We start from the raw sequence: 19,049 nt of genomic DNA on the forward strand, positions 1-19,049 counted from the left end.
AAGGTTATCAAACAATAAAGTAGATGGCCATCAGTATCTGCTAGGCGCTTTTGGCTGCATCTGTGGTTTCAAATTCGGCAAGCATGTCCGTGATAAGTTGATCCTTTTGCTGCCATATCTGTTCGACCCATTCAAACATCTGCGCTTTTATGCTCTCGTCTGCTTCGTAGCCACCTTCTTTAATAGCCGTAAATAGCGCTGGAGGTATCTCGATATGTCGCACATCGACGCCCAGACGTTTGATATTGCCTTTCCACAGGTCACTATAAGTAGGCACGCCATCAGGATAGACAATCGTCATGTCCAAAATACCATCAATCTCTTCGCCCAATGCACTGATAGCAAGTGACAATCCGCCCGCGCGCGGCTTGAGTAAGTGGGTATAAGGTGAGTTCTGTTGTTTGCTTTTAGAAGGAGTGAAGCGTGTGCCCTCTAAATAATTCAATAGCGTGAAAGGTTTGTCTTTTAGCAGTGCACAGGCACGCTTTGCCTCTTCGATATCCTTGCCCTTTAATGCAGGATTTTTGGCAACAGCTTCTTTAGAATGTCTGCGCATCATTGGAAAATCAAGAAAGTAAAAAGCTTGACCAATGACTGGAATATAGATGAGCTCAAACTTGGTAAAAAACCGCGTCAATGGCAAACGTTTTTCGCTGATATATTGCACGATGCTGGTATCGACCCATGACTGATGGTTACTCATCAGTAAATACTTACCATTTATATGCACATCGTCAGGCAAACTGATGCGCCAGTCTTTTTTTGGCAATACGTTATCGATCAGCGCATTATTGCTATTGATCCAGTAATTGGTCACATCGATGACCGCTTTATCCGCAATGGCCGCACCAGTGATGGCTTTGGTTGTACCCATCACCCAGATAGGCAGTCCAGCCAGCATGCTGTTAAAGGTGATAACGCTAGTAGCGGTGGTAAGCGAGGCAGCTTTGCCCAATATAGGCGCACGTTCATGTAGTTTTTGAACGATCGATTTCAATCGCATATTAAATCCTTTTTGCTCATACTTCTGATGAGGTGTTGAGAATATCACGGTATGATTTTAGCAGAAATAAATCTCAGTGTACGACTGTTGACAACAAATAATACACAACAGATTGTCTTAGATAATAGATATCTTATAGTCCATCTAGAATAAAATAGATAGGTTGTCCAGTGATAAGCCCTAGATAAGAAAAGAATAGCGAAAAAACAGGCAAAAATAAGGGCGTACTGAGAATTCTCCTCAATACGCCCTTATCATTTTTTATTCACTTATTTGTGCATTAGCCAAACAGTCAAAGATAACAAGGTGCTATGTCTGACCATTTAGCTATCAAGCTAATAGTACTTATTGATGCATACCGCGAATTGGGTAGTTGTTTTCTGGCTTTCTAACAAAAACCAAGCCGTTTGCCAATGCTTCAAGGTCAGGTCTTGCAAAAGGCGCATTTGAGATATCAACGATTTGAATCTTACCATCACCATTGATGACAAAGACAGCAGGCTCTGCAAATGGATGATCTGTCTCTTTTTCTGAGCGTGGATCAGAGACATATAGACCTAGCGTGTTCATTTGCTCGACAGTGAGACCATAAGCAATAGGGAAGCTGATGTCTAAATCATTCAAATGGCCTTCTAGTTGCTCTTTGCTGTCACCAGATACGGCAATCACGTCAACACCGTTGTCATAAAATGAAGGCAGAACAGTCTCTAACGTATTCAGATATTTGGTGCAAATTGGGCAATGCTTGCCGCGATAGACCACGACCAGTTTCCAATCATGACCATTTTTAGGCTGACCTAACTGAGTCATTTCTCCGTTCAGCACTTGCACTTCCATTTCAGGGAAAGTAGCGCCAGCTTGAATTTTTTGTGCATAATCGTTTGACATAATATTATCCTTTTTAGTGGTGTTTTTGTCATTTTTACATTCATACCTTAACAGCCATAAATGTAAAAGTATTGAATGTTTACAGTAATCCAAAGTAGTCATGGAAAACGTTAACATTGGTTATAAAACCACCTAATAAATCTGTTTAAACTAGGTGGCTATTGCTTGATATAAAATATTATTTATCTGTTTGAGCGTCTATCTTGTCTTGGGTTTTTAACTCGAAGTCTGATGCATCATGACGCTCATGTAACTGTTCGGATGGCTCGCCCCATGTACGGTTTACCTTGCGGCCGCGCTGTACAGCAGGACGTTCAAGAATCTCGGTTGCCCAGCGGCGCACGTTTTTATAACTTTCAACTTGCAAGAATTCGGCTGCATTATATGCCTCACCTAGTATCAGGTTGCCATACCAAGGCCAAGTGGCGATATCAGCAATCGTATACTCATCTCCGCCCAAATAGCGGTTTTCTGCCAGCTCTCTATCCAATACGTCTAATTGGCGTTTGACTTCCATCGTAAATCGATTGATAGGGTACTCAAATTTTTCTGGCGCATAAAAGTAAAAGTGTCCGAAACCGCCACCTAGATAAGGCGCAGACCCTTGCAGCCAAAATAGCCAGTTCATCACTTCGGTACGGGCGGCGGCATCTTCGGGCAGTAATTTCCCAAATTTTTCAGCCAAATAAAACAAGATGGCACCACTCTCAAACACACGGCTACCGGTATCAGTATCGAACAAGGCAGGGATTTTTGAGTTTGGATTGACATCCACAAATCCTGATGAGAACTGATCTCCCTCACCAATTTGGATAAGGTGCGCATCATATTCAGCTTCTGTGACGCCTAACGCTAGCAACTCTTCCGCCATGATGGTCACTTTTTGACCATTGGGTGTTCCTATTGAATAGATCTGCAAAGGATGTTTGCCACGAGGCAAGGCTGCCTCATGCGTTGGACCAGCGATAGGGCGATTGACACTGGCCCATTTACCGCCGCTTTCTGCATCCCACGTCCAAACGCTGGGCGGCTCGTAATGAGTAGAATTTGACATAATTATGATACCTTTTTAAGTGGTGTGTGCAGTATGAGATAGGTGCGAACGGGTGGTTTTAGCTTTGGCTTTGTGAATGCCAACGCTAGTCGGGCATGTCCGCCAATTGCTTTAGAATGTTTTTATAATTTTCGACCCCTTGGGCACCGCTAACCAAATGACGACCATTAAAGATAACGGATGGCACACTTTGAATGCCTTGTTGTTTAGAGTGTTGTACCGACTGACGTATGTCTTCAGCAAAGCGCTGATCTTCGATAACAGTGAGCGCTTCATTACGATCGAGTCCAATACTGGCGGCAACATCGGCAAGCACAGTGCTGTCACCTACATTAAGATTATCGATGAAATGTGCGATGAACAATGCTTGTTTTAGGTCATGCATGCGCCCTTGCTGATCTGCCCAATGTAGCAACTGATGGGTGTTGAATGTATTGTAGGTATGAAAGTCATCGGTAAATTGAAAGTTGAAACCGACTTCTGCACCTGCTGCTGTCATTCTATCTCGGTTCTCTTGAACGTCTTCAGCGGTGTTGCCGTACTTTTCCATGATGTGCTCACGATAGTTGCGTCCTTTAGCTGGCGTGTTAGGATTTAGCTCAAAAGGATGCCAGTGTATCTCAAAAGGCGTGTTGGTTTGCTTTAATGCTTCAGCCAATTGGCTATAACCGATCGCACACCAAGGGCATACAACGTCTGACACAATATCTATTTGTAATGGTTTTTCTGAATGCTGCATATGATCCCTCATTAGCGATAAGTTAAAACGAAAAAACTGCTGCCCGAAGATGTTTCGAACAACAGTATGAAAACATCAAATAAACTATATTACCGTAAATTGAGCTATCGTAAACGGCTAAATAGATTAGTCAGCTTTGTGCCATTCGAATTTTTGAAATGGTTTGTCGATTGGGGTATTGGCCAGATGGTTTGTGTAGTTACTCATGACTTTCTGAGCAGCACCTAGGATAACTTCTAGAATCTGACGTTTGGTGTAGCCAGCATCCAAGAATGCTTGCACTGCGCTATCATCAACGTTACCACGACCACGAACCACAGAAAGCGTGAAATCGCGAAGGGCTTCTAGGCGTGCTGTTGGTAGTGGTGTCTCATCACGTAGTGCATCAGTGATGGCGTCATCTACTTTCATGCTTTTCGCAATACCAGTATGGGCAGGAACACAGTAATGGCAAGCATGTTCAACGTTGATGGTTTGCCATACGACAGTGGTTTCTTCATCGTCAAAGCTGCTGTTTAAAAACAATTCATGCAGACGTTGATAGCCTTCTAGCAAACCTGGCGCTTCAGCCATGACTGCATGTAGGTTCGGCACCATACCAAAAGCGTTGATAGATACGTCAAGTAGTGCTTTGCTTTCTTCTGGGGCGCTGTCTTTATCGTGAAGGGTAAAGTCGGTCATAATATTATTCCTAATAATAGGTGTAAGATTTGGTTTGTTTTAGAGTTTTCATGCCAGCTTTAAAGCAGTTGCCGATTTCAATTTAGTGATTGGCTTGAGTGATTACTCAAAATCAGCGACTTTTTTGCTTAGTAAGCGAGTCAATAGAGACTACTATAAAGGATATTGAGCAGTCGCTCAATAATTATTTGAGTAATCATTCAAATAAATTGTAATGGTGCGATTACACTTCTCTGTTTTATTATAGTTATGATATAAATATCAATAACTTAATAAAGTAACACTGTGTAAGTAATGGCATGAAAATAACAAGAGAAAAGTTATTATTGGGCGTTGAGAGGATTTATAATGTTCAGAAAGTTAATCGAACTGCCCTCTTAAAGTGTTAGTAAAGAAACAGAAAAACAGAGCAGGGTATAGCTCTCCTTATAATTACCGATATATCGTGATTCTAGTAATCAATGAATCGAGACGATATTAATTAACTTGCGTCATTTCATGTAGAACAAATGATTTCACCTCACCTTCTGTGGCAGTTGAAAAATCTTTTAGAGTTTGGTTTTCCATATGTATTTGCCATAACTCGCGCGTCGCCCAGCTCTCATGAAACATAAAGTGAGTAGGTTTGTCGTTATCTTGGAACAGATCATAACGAATACAGCCTTCTTCACTACGTGTCACTGGTATCAGTTTTTCGAGCTCAGACTTCACGAGGGCGATGCTATTGTCTTTTGCCGTTATCATTCATTCATAGGATGGATAGAGTAGCCTGTATGGGTACATAATTGACCATATCAATATATTACTACTTGAACGTACGTTCATTTATGGCTATAGTATTTGTCAGACAATAAGAAAATGCTTCAGATCACGATGCCTATTTTTTGTTATCTCTTACCCCTTTTATAGTCATCAGACTACCACTTATTAATAGGATAAGATTATGTTTAAGTTGTATTTCCATCAAACCCCAAATCCAATGAAAGTAGCACTGTTTTTCGAAGAGACTGGGCTGCCTTACGAGCTTGTGGCAGTAGATACGCTAAAAGGGGAGCAACATACGCCTGAGTACTGTGCTATTAACCCAAATGCCAAAACGCCAGCCCTTGAGGACGATGGCAAGCGCGTGTTCGACTCTACTGCTATCTTGATGTATTTGTCTGAAAAGACAGGATTGCTGGCAGGACAGCCAGAAGATCGTAGTGAGATGCTGTCATGGCTACTGTTTGTTGCATCAGGGTTGGGTCCTTTTTCTGGTCAATCGGTACACTTTCAACACAAAGCGCCAGAAAAAATCCCTTATGCCATCAATCGCTATTTGCGTGAAGCACAGCGTCACTACGAAGTGCTAGACACGCATTTAGAAGGTCGTGAGTATATGGTCGGCGATAGCTATTCAATTGCTGATATTTCTACTTGGGGCTGGATTGATAAGGCGACATTTGTATTGGGCGAGGGCGGCTTGGATAATTACCCGAATCTAAAGCGTTGGTTTGCTAGTATTGATTCCCGTCCTGCTGTGCAAAAAGCCCGTGATATCCCTAAAGGTATTGATTTCAAGACAGACTTCGATGACGTGGCTGCACGCGCCCTTTATCCGCAAAATTTTGACAAAAATAGTTAATCACTACTAGATATAATGTATGGGTGTTAAACAAGCCTTATACTATAAAAAGTGATTAAAACCAATGATTGGGGCATGCCCTAAGGTTGATTCTACAAACTTTGCCTTAACATAGGTGTTAAGGCAAGGATATTAAGGTGAAAATTATGAGTGCTCCGATAAAGTTCAATCGTGATGAAGTGATTGAAAAAGCAAAAAATCTCTATTGGGAAAAAGGCTATCACGCAACCTCAATGCGAAACCTGCAAGATGTGGTGAACATGCACCCAGGCAGTATTTATGCCGCTTTCGGCAGTAAAGACAAATTGTTTACAGAATCGCTCAATCGTTATGCAGTAGAAGGCGCTAAACGCTTGGCGGACTGTGTGGCGCAAAAAGACACGGTGTTAGACGGCTTAAAGCATTTTATTCATACAGTGATAGTCTGTAATAAAGCCACGGCGCCAAGTGGTATGTGCATGATTGTAAAGACAGTCGCCGAGCTTACGCAAAATGACAGTCCAGAATTGCTGGCTCATGCCACGAGCATCTTAGAGGGTATTGAGGCATCATTTGCCAAGCTGTTTGCACAAGCTGTCGATAGTAGCGAGATTGGCAAAGACAAAGACCCGATCGAGTTGGCACGTTATCTTCAGATTCAAATCATCGGTCTACGCACTTATGCTCAAGTGACGAGTGATCAGCAGGCAGTAGAAAGATATATTAATAATATTTTCAAGAACATGTTGTAAGAAATCTACTACTATATCGACCACAAATTTGCTTTTCTCATCAATATAATTCTTTCTCTTACAAAAGTAGTTATATACCTCATAAAAAACCGCACGCTAAACAGCGTGCGGTTTTTTGATGCTATGTTTAACCTATTAATATATCAAGACAGTGATGAATAAGATGTATTAGGCTGGATTATCTTCGATAAATTTCAGCAACAGCTCAGCCAACTTTTCGCCTTGGTCTTCTTGTAGAAAATGACCGCCGTTGACAATGGTCGTATGGTTTTGACCTTTGGTACCCGGAATGAGCTTTTGCATGATCCGATCACCGCCACCAGTCACTGGGTCAGAATCACTAAACAGTGTGATAAAAGGCTTTGTCCACTTGCTCAGCTCGACCCAAGCGGCACGGTTGTTTGCTGAAGCGGGATCATCTGGTGTAGTGGGCACAAGCAACGGAAACTGTCTGGCGCCTTCTTTATAAGACTCATCAGGGAATGGCGCATCGTAAGCATCCAGTACGGCTTGTGACAGCGTTGTTGTGGTACCACTTTTGATAGTCGCTCCTGCATTGAATTGAGGTGTCTCTTGCGAAAACTGCTGCCATTTACGAAACCCTTCGCCAGGATCGTGATCACCAGTAGGAAGCATGGTATTACCAGCCGCTACCCGAGCAAACTTATCAGGATGTGCTGCTACCAAGCGTAGACCAATTAAACCGCCCCAATCCTGACAAAACAACGTGATGTTTTTTAAATCTAATTGATCGAGCACCGATTGCATCCAGTCGACATGGCGCTGATACGTATAGTCAGTACGAGAGGCGGGCTTGTCTGAGCGTCCAAAACCAGGAAGGTCTGGCACAATCACACGGTGTCCTGCTGCTGTTAATATTGGAATGACTTTACGATACAGATAAGACCAGGAAGGCTCACCGTGTAGTAGTAATACGGGGTCAGCATCACGTGGGCCTTCATCGAGGTAATGCACCCGCAGCTCACCGCCCTCGGTATCATCGACCATCAGATAGTTCGGTTCAAAATCGTAATCTTGCAAGTTAGCAAAACACGAATCAGGTGTCCTAAGTGCTTTCATATATCGTCCTTGAGTGAGATAAATAACGGTGCGTTCTCGCACGGATATCAAAAATTGGTTGAAGAATGGATGCTGGTACGCTCATGTATTCATGTTTGTAGGTACACAGCACTGACAGAGTAGAGATTATGATGTAAAAGGCTGTCTGTATTTTATGCCAGTCACTGGCTATGAAATACCATAAATAAAGACTATAACGTATAAACCTTAGCCACTGCAAACCATTAGCATGTGGACGGTCCGTTCTTTGATTTTAGTGGTATACGTTTTTCTTCAGTTATTCCTAATCGTCTGGATATTGCGCGACGTCTTTAAGATTGGGTCTCTTGCCAAGCCATCGTTAAACATTGAAGCTTTCACTTACTTGAAGTGGATTTAGAGTTATCTCAAATAGCAGGGTGCGCACTATCCTAATCTTTTTTGCCCATCTCAGATAATAAATCGAGTTGTATTTCTTGTATTTCAGCCAGCCTTTCCCATTGATGAATCAAAAGGTGATCCAACTTTTCATGTAAATGCTGAATTTCAAGCTCGGCTTTGAGGTTAATTTGATAATCGTTTTCTGAGCGCAATCTATCTTTTGATTCTTGTCTATTTTGGCTCATCATAATTACCGGCGCCTGAATAGCCGCAATACACGATAGTATTAGATTTAACAGAATAAAGGGATAAGGATCAGATGGACGTGTCACCATAACCATCGTATTAAAAGTAATCCAAACCGTTATAAAAATAGCAAAGCAGATGAGAAAAGACCAACTACCACCAAACGTTGCAATTTTATCTGCCAATCGTTCACCCAAAGTCCAGTTTTGATCTAGCGTGCTGTCAGTGTTTTTGGTGATTAAATCATGCTCTTGCATGCTTTTGATCAATTCGTACTCAAGATCAGTCACTTCTCCTTTCTCAGATTTTAATAACGAGTGGACATATTGCATGCGATATTTGCTCAAATCTGTCTGACAAATATAGTTTTTCGATGAACATTCTGGAAAGTCATGTGAAATCTCTGCCATAACCACTTTTCGTACGGTGCCTATAGGTATAAGGCTGTCTATCGGATAGTTTAGTTTGCATATACAACATTGATGCAAGTCGTTTTTTTCGCTCATAGCCACACTCTTTATCATAATTATTAATATATGTTTATGCCACGCCAAATAAACGTCCGATCAACGATGTGGCTAGCATGGCAAGCACACCCCAAACCACTACTCGAGCAGTAGCAGGAATGATAGGCGCGCCACCCAAGCGTGCTGACACTATACCTAGTAATATCAATCCTAATAAAGTTATAGACGCTAACGACCAGATTAATGATTGCGCTGGCAATATCAAAATACCAAGAATAGGTAGTATAGCGCCTGCGATGAATGACAATCCTGAAGCAATTGAGGCATGAATCGGCTTTGCTTGGCTAAGATCGGTCAAGCCTATCTCATCACGAGCATGGGCTTCAAGCGCATCGTGCTCCGTTAAGGCGATGGCAACTTGATGCGCTAAGGCATGATCAAGTCCACGAGCCTCATAAATTTTCGTCAGCTCAAGCATCTCGCGTTCAGCATTATGAGTCAGCTCGTAAAGCTCCTTTTCTAAATCAGCCTTTTCAGTATCCGCTTGTGAGGACACTGAAATATACTCGCCAGCAGCCATCGATAGCGCACCTGCGGTTAGTGCTGCCATCCCTGTTAGCAATAACGTCTGACTGCTTGGGTTTGCCGCTGCAACACCAACTAATAAACTGGCAGTTGAGATCAGTCCATCATTTGCACCCAACACCGCTGCGCGCAACCAATGATTACGGTTACTTAAGTGCGCCTCATTATGAATAGAGTGATTCATAAATACCCTTAAATATTAATATATGGATTTCAGTACTAGGGTCTGTTTGATATTCAAATTCTTTAATAACATTCTGCACACAGAAGCCTAAGAGAATACTGAACCGCCCCGACTTTATCGGAGGCTGATTAATTTGAGACAAGCAGCAATGCCTGACAGGGTTAAATGATTATAATAGCGCTTTTCAAACTTAAAAGGTGACACATAACCGATCGTACTATGTAGACGAGACTTATTGAAGCAGTCTACCCATTCAAGAACTGCAACATCGTTAACGCTATTGCAGTTCTCTTTTAAATAATGAATTACTTCAGTCTAATAAAGGCCATTGACCGTTTCAGCCAATGCCTTGTCGTATGAATCACCAGTCGTAACTACAGAAGTAACAATGCAGAGTGAGTCATACTAGAAGGGTAGCGAATAGACAGATACTGACCATCTCTATCACTATGGTAAATCACATCTTTGGGGTTGTTTCTGTCTGTTATCGCTTGATCTAATCGGCGTGTGATTTACTTGATTGCTTCAAGAATTGCCATAACTCCAGTATAATAGGGTGCTGCGGTGACAAGCGTGCTTTGACGGGCTTTATTCTGCCAATGAGATAATGCTTCTGTCTCTACTTCTGGCTACCAAAGACTTGTACTTAAGTGCGCATTATTAGTGGCTGTTTTTTTGATTGATTCGACTTTGAATTCCGTATTATCGCTCTGTACTTTCTTGCTCGTGATACACTTGCTGTCAAGTGGTGGGTTGATCAATCCATTGTACTGCCACGATTGTTTTAGCATCGCTCAATCAACTTGAATAATGACTCTGAGTTCGATGAAATAGTCAAATCATTCAAATCATTAAATTTTATTCATATACCTTCAATAATTAATAAGAAGATTTTATTATGCAAACCAAACGTCCGTTATATATCCCTTTTGCTGGACCAGCATTGTTAGAAACCCCTTTATTAAATAAGGGCAGTGCTTTTTCATCAGAAGAACGTGATAGCTTTAATTTAACGGGTTTATTGCCTCATAACATTGAGACGATTGAAGAGCAGTCATTACGTGCTTATCATCAACTTCGCTCATTCACTAATGATATGGATAAGCATATTTATTTGCGTAACATCCAAGATACCAATGAGACCTTATTTCATCATCTGATTGAACAGCATATCGAAGAGGTCATGCCGCTTATATACACCCCAACGGTTGGGCAAGCGTGTGAAAAATTCTCTCAGATTTATCGCCGCAAACGTGGGTTGTTTGTCTCTTATCCTGAGCGTCATAAAATCGATGACATGCTGCAAAATGCCACCAAACAAAACGTGAAGGTAATCGTTGTCACCGATGGTGAACGTATATTAGGCCTAGGCGATCAAGGTATTGGCGGTATGGGTATTCCCATTGGTAAATTGTCGTTATATACGGCTTGTGGTGGTATCAGCCCCGCTTATTGCCTACCAATTTTGTTGGACGTTGGCACAAATAACCAACAGTTGCTTGACGATCCTATGTACATGGGCTGGAGAAATCCACGCATCTCGGGTGATGAATATAATGAGTTTGTAGATTTATTTATTCAAGCCGTTAAACGTCGTTGGCCTGAGGCATTATTACAATTTGAAGATTTTGCCCAAGAGAATGCGACACCATTATTGAATAAATATCGTGACCAATTATGCTGCTTTAATGATGACATTCAGGGCACTGCTGCTGTTTCAGTCGGCACCTTGATTGCAGCGTGCTTGAATAAAGGTCAAAAACTTAGCCAACAGAATATCGCGTTTTTAGGCGCAGGATCTGCTGGTTGCGGTATTGCTGAGCATATTATTCGCCAAATGCAGCGTGAAGGCTTAACGGAGGCGCAGGCTCGCAGCCAAGTCTTTATGGTTGATCGTTATGGCTTGCTTACTGATGGCATGACAGAGCTACAAAAGTTCCAAGAGCCGTTAGTACAAAAAGAATCGGCTATTGCAAGCTGGGATAGAAGTAAGAAACTTGGTTTAGCGCAAGTGGTCAAACAAGCAAAAATAACCGTATTATTCGGTGTCAGTGGACAAAAAGGTTTGTTCACCCAAGAGGTGATCGAAACGCTATGTGCTAATACGGAACATCCGATTGTATTACCGCTGTCAAACCCAACGTCGCGTGTTGAAGCAACACCGCAAGAAGTGACTAATTGGAGTAAGGGTAAGGCAATTATTGCAACCGGTAGTCCTTTTCCTCATACCACTTATGAGGGTCAAACTTTTGAAGTGTCGCAGTGTAATAACAGCTATATTTTCCCCGGTATTGGTTTGGGTGTTTTAGCCGCACGTGCAACGGGCATTAGCGATAATATGTTGATGGCGGCAAGCCAAGCACTTGCAGATATATCTATGGAACACGAAAAGGCACCAGGCGCTATATTGCCGCCAATTAGAGTTATTAGAGAGATCAGTGAAAAAATAGCCTATGCAGTCGCACAACAAGCGATTGAAGATAAATTGGCACTACCTGTCACTGCAGAGAATTTAGAGCGTCAATTAAAAGCCAATTTTTGGTTACCGACATACCGCAACTATCGCCGTACCTCTTTCTAATTTTATAAAGCACATATAAAAAGCCAAATGTTACTCTTAGCGGTAGCATTTGGCTTTTTTATTATAGGATATTATGAACATATTATATCGTTCAAAACCCATAAAAAAAGGCTTGCCGCATCGCTGCGAACAAGCCTGATTTCTTTTTGCACTATAAATTTGGTGGGCCCAGTAGGACTTGAACCTACGACCAAAGGATTATGAGTCCTCTGCTCTAACCAACTGAGCTATGGGCCCTAACGCTAGACGGACAATGATACCTTATTTTTTGAATTTTTCAAGCAAAAAATGGGCCATTATCAAGATATTTTTTATAAAATGCTATTTTTTATCAAACCTGACCACCAGCCAATGTCAGGCTGCGACCCCCATCAACAGTAATCATTTCACCAGTGACATAATTGGCTTGCACCAAATACAGCACAGCATGAGCAATATCATTAGGTGTACCGATGCGCTGCATCGGAATAGAGGCAATGATATTTTGCTGCTGCGCCTCAGCAATCGCTTGATCGCTATTAGCATCAGGAAGAATATTGACCCCTGGTGCGACACCATTTACACGTACATCTGGTGCCATCTCTAATGCTAATGACTGTACCATCATACGGTGAGCCGCTTTTGCCATATTATAGACAGCATAATTGCTAAAGGGTCTGTCCTGCGCATGAATATCTAATAAGCTGACAATACAACCTTGTTGCTGTTTAAGATAGGGTAGTAGTGCTTGGCTCAACAATAAAGGCGCTTTTGCATTGGTCAACATCAGCTCGTCCCACTGTGCATGGGTGATGTGTCCGAGTGGACTGGGATAAAATCGCGATGCATTGTGTATCAGTACATCGAGCTGGCCAAAGGCATCCATAACATTTTGAATAAACAGATCCAAGGCTCTGTCGTCATTGACGATACTTAAGTCAGCAACAACGATTAAAGCACTATTAGCACGGCAGGCATTGAGTTGGTCAGCCAAAATAGTAGCGTCCTCTATGCTACGGTGACAATGGATAATGACGCGGTAACCTTCGCTATGAGCAGCTGTAATGATAGCGGCACCAATACGTTTGGCACTCCCTGTGACGAGCATGACGGGCGCAATAGCGTCAGTATGCTCTGATGAACACCCATTTAAATCTTGGCTCATGATGACATTCCTACTTACTTTTTAAGCTTTCTTTAATATAAGTGCTGCGCTTGCAAATGCTCAATTCTAGATTGGCGCAGCGCTGCACCAATCGCTGGGCCGCGCAGATCTGGCTCAATATCAGCCATATTAACTGCATGAAAACTGTTTAGCGCTATCATCATTTGACGGTGCTGCATGGCCAGTTGTAATACATGACTACACACGAGTAATTGAGACAATTTATCAGGTTCTTTATGAGCCCCGCAAGTTTGTATCAGGTCGATTTTTTCAGCAGCGCTCAGGCTATTTATCTTGCTGAGATTTTCGGCTTGTTGTACAAATAAATTGGCAAACTGGGTGTGTGCTTTTGGTACCTTAGTGATGTTGCCTATATCGTTGATGCCTTTTATATGGGCTGCTGTATTAGCGTTTTTGTTTGTAGGCTCTGAGGTAAATAGAGATAGATTAAGGCTACTCATTAGCAGCGCCCAACGCTGTGACAAATTAAGCTGCATTTGCCCTGCGAAATATAGCGCAGTCTGTACGGTCTCTCGTATTGGAGTATCAGTCCACGCCTGATGCAATGGCGCAAAATACTCTGTCAGTGCACCGATTTCGAACAGCTGTTGCCAGTAGACTTGGGGTGATAACTGCATCATCGCACGGCTTGACTCTTGCCAAATGCGTTCGCTACTTAGATGTGTCAGCTCACCTGAGTCGACCAGTTGGCGCATTAGCGTCAAGGTATCCTCTGCGATACTGAACCCTAAATCATAGTAACGACTATAGAAACGAGCTGTTCGGAGCACGCGTAATGGGTCTTCGCTAAATGCACTTGATACATGGCGCAAAGTTTTGTTTTCTAAATCAACCAGTCCACCATAATAGTCAATGACGTCACCATTGATAGGGGTGTCATCATTTAGGCTAGTGACTTCTATTGCCATGGCATTGATGGTCAAGTCACGGCGTTGTAAGTCGTCTTCTAAACTCACATCAGGACTGGCATGTATGCTGAAGCCTTTATAGCCCGAGCCTTGCTTGCGCTCTGTGCGAGCTAGGGCATATTCTTCGTGACTGGTCGGGTGCAAAAACACCGGAAAATCGGCACCGACTTGTTGAAACCCTGCTTCAAGCATCTGTGTCACGGTGGCACCAACGACGACGAAGTCTTTATCTTTGATCGGACGTTTCAAGAGTCGATCACGTACCGCACCACCCACAAGGTAAATCTGCATAAAAGCCTCTGTTTGTTTAGCCAAATATCGCTGTACTTATCACCGCTGTACTTATCAACGTATCATTAGCTTAATTTTTTATAGTCAAAGAAATCTAAAATTGCTACAAGGCAGCCGCCTGCAGATTGTACAAGTAGTACATCTAGGAAGGCTAACACCGTAGCAGTTTAGTAGTTCTCTAACTATACATCAAAAAAAACAGCCAATGCTTTATAGGTCGCATTGACTGTTTTTAGTATAGCAGACGGGCTTTGTGAATAGATAACAGCACCCGTCTTAATCAAGCATTCTTATTGAATACGAGGTTTCACTGACTACTGGGCTTCGCTTTCTAAGTCTTGAGCTTCAGTCACTGTCAGTGCAGTCATGTTGACGATACCACGTGCAGTCGCTGATGGCGTCAAAATGTGGACTGGCTTATTGGTACCCAATAGGATAGGACCAATAGAAGCACTGCCAGTTGCTGTTTTAAGCAGGTTAAAGGCAATATTCGACGCATCAAGTGTTGGTAAGATGAGCAAGTTTGCTGCACCTTTTAATGGGCTTGATGGCATGTCGTTTAAGCGGATATGTTCATTCAAAGCGGAATCACCTTGCATCTCGCCATCAAACTCAAAGTCTACATTCATGTCTGTCAGTATCTGGTATACCTTGCGCATTTTAACAGCGCTGGTACGGTTTGAGGCACCAAAGTTAGAATGAGACACTAATGCGACACGTGGTGTGATACCGAAGCGGCGTAACTGATCCGCAGCCAAGACGGTCATTTCAGCCAACTGTTCAGCGGTTGGATCTTCGTGGATATAGGTATCTGCGATGAAAATATTACGATCTTGCATGAGTACTGCATTCATCGCATAGAAGTCGTTCATACCTTGTTTTTTGCCAATGACGCTTTCGACATATTTCAGATGCAATTGGTAATGACCAAATGTACCACATACCATACCATCCGCTGCACCATTTTCGACTAACAAAGAACCTATCAGAGTCGTCTTACGGCGAACATCACGACGAGCAAGCTCAATGCTTACGCCGCGGCGTTTGTTTTTCTCGTAATAGCCTTGCCAGTAGTCTTTATAACGAGGATCGTCATCAACGTTAACGATGGTAATATTCTCGCCAGCTTTTAAACGTAGGCCCAGTTTTTCGATATTGGCTTCAATCACAGCAGGACGACCAACCAAGATAGGTTGTGCTAGTTTCTCATCAACGACCACTTGCACAGCGAGCAGGATATTGTTGTCTTCACCTTCACAGTACACGATACGTTTTGGATCGGCTTTAGCACGAGCAAATATTGGCTTCATGACAAACGCTGAGTTATAAACAAACTCAGACAGACGCTGACGGTAGGCTTGCATGTCATCGATCGGTAGCGTGGCAACGCCAGAATCCATCGCTGCTTTGGCTACAGCAGACGCGATCTCAATGATTAGATTTGGCTCTAGAGGGCCTGGGATTAAATAGTCACGACCAAAACTCTGCATCTTTTCGATGTTTCTAGCGCTGGTAGTTGGAGTGGCTTCGACGTGCGCCATCGCAGCGATTGCTTTTACGCAAGCCACTTTCATCTCTTCGTTGACAGTTGTTGCACCAACATCCAATGCACCGCGGAAGATGTACGGGAAGCACAAGGCGTTGTTTACTTGGTTTGGATAGTCTGAGCGACCAGTTGCCATAATGACGTCTGGACGTACCGCATGTGCTAATTCTGGCATGATTTCAGGTGTTGGATTGGCAAGTGCAAAGACGATAGGGTCTTTTGCCATACGGCGAACCATATCTTCTGATAGTGTACCGGGCATTGATAAGCCTAGGAACATATCGACATCGTCCATGACCTCTTCGATAGAAGTAGCCGTGATATCACGAGCATAGCGCTGTTTGGTTTCATCAAGGTTTTCACGGCTAGTGCTGATGATACCGCGAGAGTCTGAAACAATGATATTGTTTTTATTCACACCAAGGGCGCAAATGATATCTAAACAAGAAATGGCTGCTGCGCCTGCGCCTGAACAAACAATTTTAATCTCTTCGATTTTCTTGCCAGTAATCAATAGCGCGTTTAGCATCGCTGCCGCAACGATGATTGATGTACCATGTTGGTCGTCATGGAACACAGGGATGTTCATGCGCGCGCGAAGTTCACGCTCGATTTTGAAACATTCTGGTGCTTTGATGTCTTCTAAGTTGATACCACCGAAAGTTGGCTCAAGAGAGGCAACCGCTTCGATGAATTTGTCAGGATCGTTTTGAGCGATTTCAATATCAAATACATCGATACCTGCAAACTTTTTGAATAGTACGCCTTTACCTTCCATAACAGGTTTTGATGCCAATGGGCCAATGTTACCCAAACCTAGTACCGCAGTACCGTTAGTGATGACACCGACCAAGTTACTACGTGCCGTATATTTGGCTGCCAATGTTGGGTCTCTTTCAATTTCGAGACAAGGCACAGCAACACCTGGAGAATAGGCAAGTGCTAGATCACGTTGGTTAGCAAGCTGTTTGGTCGGTGTGACTGAGATTTTACCTGGACGTGGGAACTCATGGTAATGCAGGGCAGCTTGTTCAAACTGCTCTTGTGCGGTACTAAGCTTATCCGTATTCGAATTGGTATCGTCATTCATAATAATTGCCATGGTTGGAATAAATTAAATGGTGATAAAAATAATAACTCGCCCTTAAACATTATTAAATGATAATAATCAAAGGGTAAGGTAACATTGGGTGTTAATGACCAAAAACATCACGATGGGTTAGGGATTGGGTCAAAAAACAGGCTAGAAAAGACAGTTATTCTAGCACTATTGACAAATCACTGCCTAGTCAGCAGCAGTGATTTGTACGAATAATATAATGAAATGATATTCATTATTTATCTAATTAATAATGCCAAAGAATAAGGGTAAATATCAACCTTAATTTGAATATATTTCAAAATGTTACAGAGTATAGAGAAGTTAAGACGAGCAGCTAATAGGCATTTGCGCAACATCAGGTGCAGGCGCGGCACTATCAAGCTCAGTAGCAATATCTTGAACAGTATAAGGATGAGATAGCAAACGGAACACCCGATCCACTTCTTCAAACTGACCTTGTTCTGCAGCAGTGATAGCACGTTGCGCCATGCTATTACGCAAGACATAAACAGGATTGCTGGTTTGCATGGATAAGATAGCTTCCTCGCGGGATTGCTGCTCAATCTGTGCCAAATAACGGCTTGACCACTCTTGCCAAACTAGGCTTGCTTCTGCATTTAGTTCAGTGGTCAGAACAGACAGTAGTTTTTTCTCATAAGGATGGTCATCTGGCGCGACTAGGCCTAGTAGGGCACGAAAGCTATTGGTATAGTCGAGCAAGTTATCTTCTAACAAGGTCAACCATTCAAAGGCTAGACGCAAACTTTCAGATTTGTGCGGCAAGCCAAGTTTGCGGCACAGTCCTTGTTGATAGTGCTGCATAAAGCTCGCTTCATAAGGCGCCAGGCACTCAGCGAGGGTCTCACGAGTGACGCCTGGTAGGCGCATAAAATGCGGTAGCCAAACGTTGAGGTTCCAGTGACCGATAGCAGGCTGGTTTTGGTAAGCATAGCGCCCAGTATGATCAGAGTGATTATTGATCCAAGCAGGGTTGAAGCGCTCCATAAAGCCAAAAGGCCCGAAGTCCAACGTACTACCTGTAATCGACAAGTTATCCGTATTCATAACCCCATGAGCAAAGCCAATCAGTTGCCAGTCGGCAATCATCCGCGCAGTGCGCTCAACCACTGAGGTTAAAAATGCCAATACCGGCGTCTCACTATCACGGCACTCTGGATAATAAGTATCGATCATATAGTCGGTAAACTCACCCAATACGTCAGGCGCAAAGCTGGCAATCCACTCAACATGACCCAAGCGAATGTGACTGTCAGCCACGCGCATTAGCGCTGCACCTGCCTCAATACGCTCACGGCGTACCCTCGTATCAGAGACCACAAAGCCCAATGCGTTAGAGGAGGCGATGCCAAGCTGCGTCAATGCATGACCACATAAATACTCACGAATGGTACTGCGCAATACTGCCCGTCCATCTCCCATCCGCGAGTAAGGCGTCAGGCCAGCACCCTTAAGATGCAAATCTTTTGGTTGATTGTCTTGATCGAGTACTTGTGCCATGAGCAAGCCGCGCCCATCACCCAACTGTCCTGCCCACTGTCCAAATTGATGACCTGCATATGCCATTGCCAGTGGTTTGAAGTCGGCTGGCACGTATTGACCAGCCAAAATATCAACCCAGTTGGACATCAGATTATCGTCATCTGACCAGCCTAATTGCTGTGCAACGTGTGTATTGAAATGACCAGCGCGTGGGTTGTCTAGTGACGTGGGTGGCTGCTCATGATAGAGGCGTGTGTCTAGGTTGACATAGGTGTTTTTATAACGCATACAGGCCGTGTCCATTAATATATAAG

Annotated in this window: 17 protein-coding genes and 1 tRNA gene; 3 read left to right on the forward strand and 15 right to left on the reverse strand. The window is 43.1% G+C overall.

Going from position 1 to position 19,049, the window contains the following annotated elements:
• Window positions 1–40: 40 nt before the first annotated feature.
• The 6 genes from IP485_RS06500 to IP485_RS06525 all read right to left on the reverse strand — a co-directional run bounded on the left by IP485_RS06500 (window position 41) and on the right by IP485_RS06525 (window position 5,109).
• The gene (locus IP485_RS06500) at window positions 41–1,003 is read right to left on the reverse strand and encodes an acyltransferase (RefSeq protein WP_198326547.1); all 963 of its coding nucleotides are present in this window, start codon (window positions 1,001–1,003) and stop codon (window positions 41–43) included.
• 345 nt (window positions 1,004–1,348) lie between these two features.
• A complete protein-coding gene (locus IP485_RS06505) occupies window positions 1,349–1,891 on the reverse strand; it encodes a peroxiredoxin-like family protein (RefSeq protein WP_194364191.1) in 543 nt (180 codons plus the stop codon).
• Between the two features lie 178 nt (window positions 1,892–2,069).
• A complete protein-coding gene (gene yghU, locus IP485_RS06510) occupies window positions 2,070–2,945 on the reverse strand; it encodes a glutathione-dependent disulfide-bond oxidoreductase (protein WP_198326548.1) in 876 nt (291 codons plus the stop codon).
• 85 nt (window positions 2,946–3,030) lie between these two features.
• Window positions 3,031–3,684 carry a DsbA family protein gene (locus IP485_RS06515; RefSeq protein WP_198326549.1) on the reverse strand — a complete coding sequence of 218 codons (654 nt, stop codon included), beginning with the start codon at window positions 3,682–3,684 and terminating at the stop codon, window positions 3,031–3,033.
• A 126-nt stretch (window positions 3,685–3,810) separates the two neighbouring features.
• Window positions 3,811–4,365: a carboxymuconolactone decarboxylase family protein gene (locus tag IP485_RS06520; protein WP_194364194.1), complete on the reverse strand. Its 555-nt coding sequence runs from the start codon at window positions 4,363–4,365 to the stop codon at window positions 3,811–3,813.
• A gap of 477 nt (window positions 4,366–4,842) precedes the next feature.
• Window positions 4,843–5,109: a putative quinol monooxygenase gene (locus tag IP485_RS06525; RefSeq protein ID WP_198326550.1), complete on the reverse strand. Its 267-nt coding sequence runs from the start codon at window positions 5,107–5,109 to the stop codon at window positions 4,843–4,845.
• Between the two features lie 199 nt (window positions 5,110–5,308).
• Between IP485_RS06525 and IP485_RS06530 the strand changes: the two genes are divergently transcribed.
• Both IP485_RS06530 and IP485_RS06535 read left to right on the forward strand, forming a co-directional pair.
• Complete coding sequence (locus tag IP485_RS06530) at window positions 5,309–5,989, forward strand: glutathione S-transferase family protein (RefSeq protein ID WP_198326551.1); 681 nt, start codon at window positions 5,309–5,311, stop codon at window positions 5,987–5,989.
• Window positions 5,990–6,135: 146 nt separating this feature from the next.
• On the forward strand, window positions 6,136–6,720 hold the full coding sequence (locus IP485_RS06535; protein WP_198326552.1) for a TetR/AcrR family transcriptional regulator: 585 nt from the start codon (window positions 6,136–6,138) through the stop codon (window positions 6,718–6,720).
• Window positions 6,721–6,888: 168 nt separating this feature from the next.
• Here the strand turns inward: IP485_RS06535 and IP485_RS06540 are convergent, their stop codons facing one another.
• The 4 genes from IP485_RS06540 to IP485_RS13970 all read right to left on the reverse strand — a co-directional run bounded on the left by IP485_RS06540 (window position 6,889) and on the right by IP485_RS13970 (window position 9,948).
• Window positions 6,889–7,800 (reverse strand): haloalkane dehalogenase, encoded by a 912-nt coding sequence (locus IP485_RS06540; RefSeq protein ID WP_198326553.1) that lies wholly within the window; start codon window positions 7,798–7,800, stop codon window positions 6,889–6,891.
• 410 nt (window positions 7,801–8,210) lie between these two features.
• Complete coding sequence (locus IP485_RS06545; protein ID WP_198326554.1) at window positions 8,211–8,912, reverse strand: DUF1003 domain-containing protein; 702 nt, start codon at window positions 8,910–8,912, stop codon at window positions 8,211–8,213.
• Window positions 8,913–8,946: 34 nt separating this feature from the next.
• Window positions 8,947–9,642, reverse strand: a complete 696-nt coding sequence (locus tag IP485_RS06550) for a VIT family protein (RefSeq protein WP_198326555.1) — start codon at window positions 9,640–9,642, stop codon at window positions 8,947–8,949.
• Between the two features lie 114 nt (window positions 9,643–9,756).
• Window positions 9,757–9,948, reverse strand: coding sequence for an IS3 family transposase (locus tag IP485_RS13970; protein WP_413787022.1), 192 nt, complete (start codon window positions 9,946–9,948; stop codon window positions 9,757–9,759).
• A 592-nt stretch (window positions 9,949–10,540) separates the two neighbouring features.
• Between IP485_RS13970 and IP485_RS06555 the strand changes: the two genes are divergently transcribed.
• Entirely contained in the window at window positions 10,541–12,223 is a 1,683-nt protein-coding gene (locus IP485_RS06555) for an NAD-dependent malic enzyme (RefSeq protein WP_198326556.1), read from the forward strand.
• A 160-nt stretch (window positions 12,224–12,383) separates the two neighbouring features.
• Here the strand turns inward: IP485_RS06555 and IP485_RS06560 are convergent.
• From IP485_RS06560 to IP485_RS06580, 5 genes are all read right to left on the reverse strand, one after another.
• Window positions 12,384–12,460: transfer RNA gene (locus IP485_RS06560), tRNA-Ile, on the reverse strand.
• Between the two features lie 94 nt (window positions 12,461–12,554).
• Entirely contained in the window at window positions 12,555–13,367 is an 813-nt protein-coding gene (locus IP485_RS06565; protein WP_198326557.1) for a pteridine reductase, read from the reverse strand.
• 32 nt (window positions 13,368–13,399) lie between these two features.
• A complete protein-coding gene (locus IP485_RS06570; protein ID WP_198326558.1) occupies window positions 13,400–14,587 on the reverse strand; it encodes a tRNA nucleotidyltransferase in 1,188 nt (395 codons plus the stop codon).
• 314 nt (window positions 14,588–14,901) lie between these two features.
• A complete protein-coding gene (locus IP485_RS06575; RefSeq protein ID WP_198326559.1) occupies window positions 14,902–17,223 on the reverse strand; it encodes an NADP-dependent malic enzyme in 2,322 nt (773 codons plus the stop codon).
• 333 nt (window positions 17,224–17,556) lie between these two features.
• Window positions 17,557–19,023, reverse strand: a complete 1,467-nt coding sequence (locus IP485_RS06580; RefSeq protein ID WP_198326560.1) for a protein adenylyltransferase SelO — start codon at window positions 19,021–19,023, stop codon at window positions 17,557–17,559.
• Window positions 19,024–19,049 lie beyond the last annotated feature (26 nt).

This window comes from Psychrobacter sp. NG27 (assembly GCF_016106655.1).
GTDB lineage: Bacteria > Pseudomonadota > Gammaproteobacteria > Pseudomonadales > Moraxellaceae > Psychrobacter.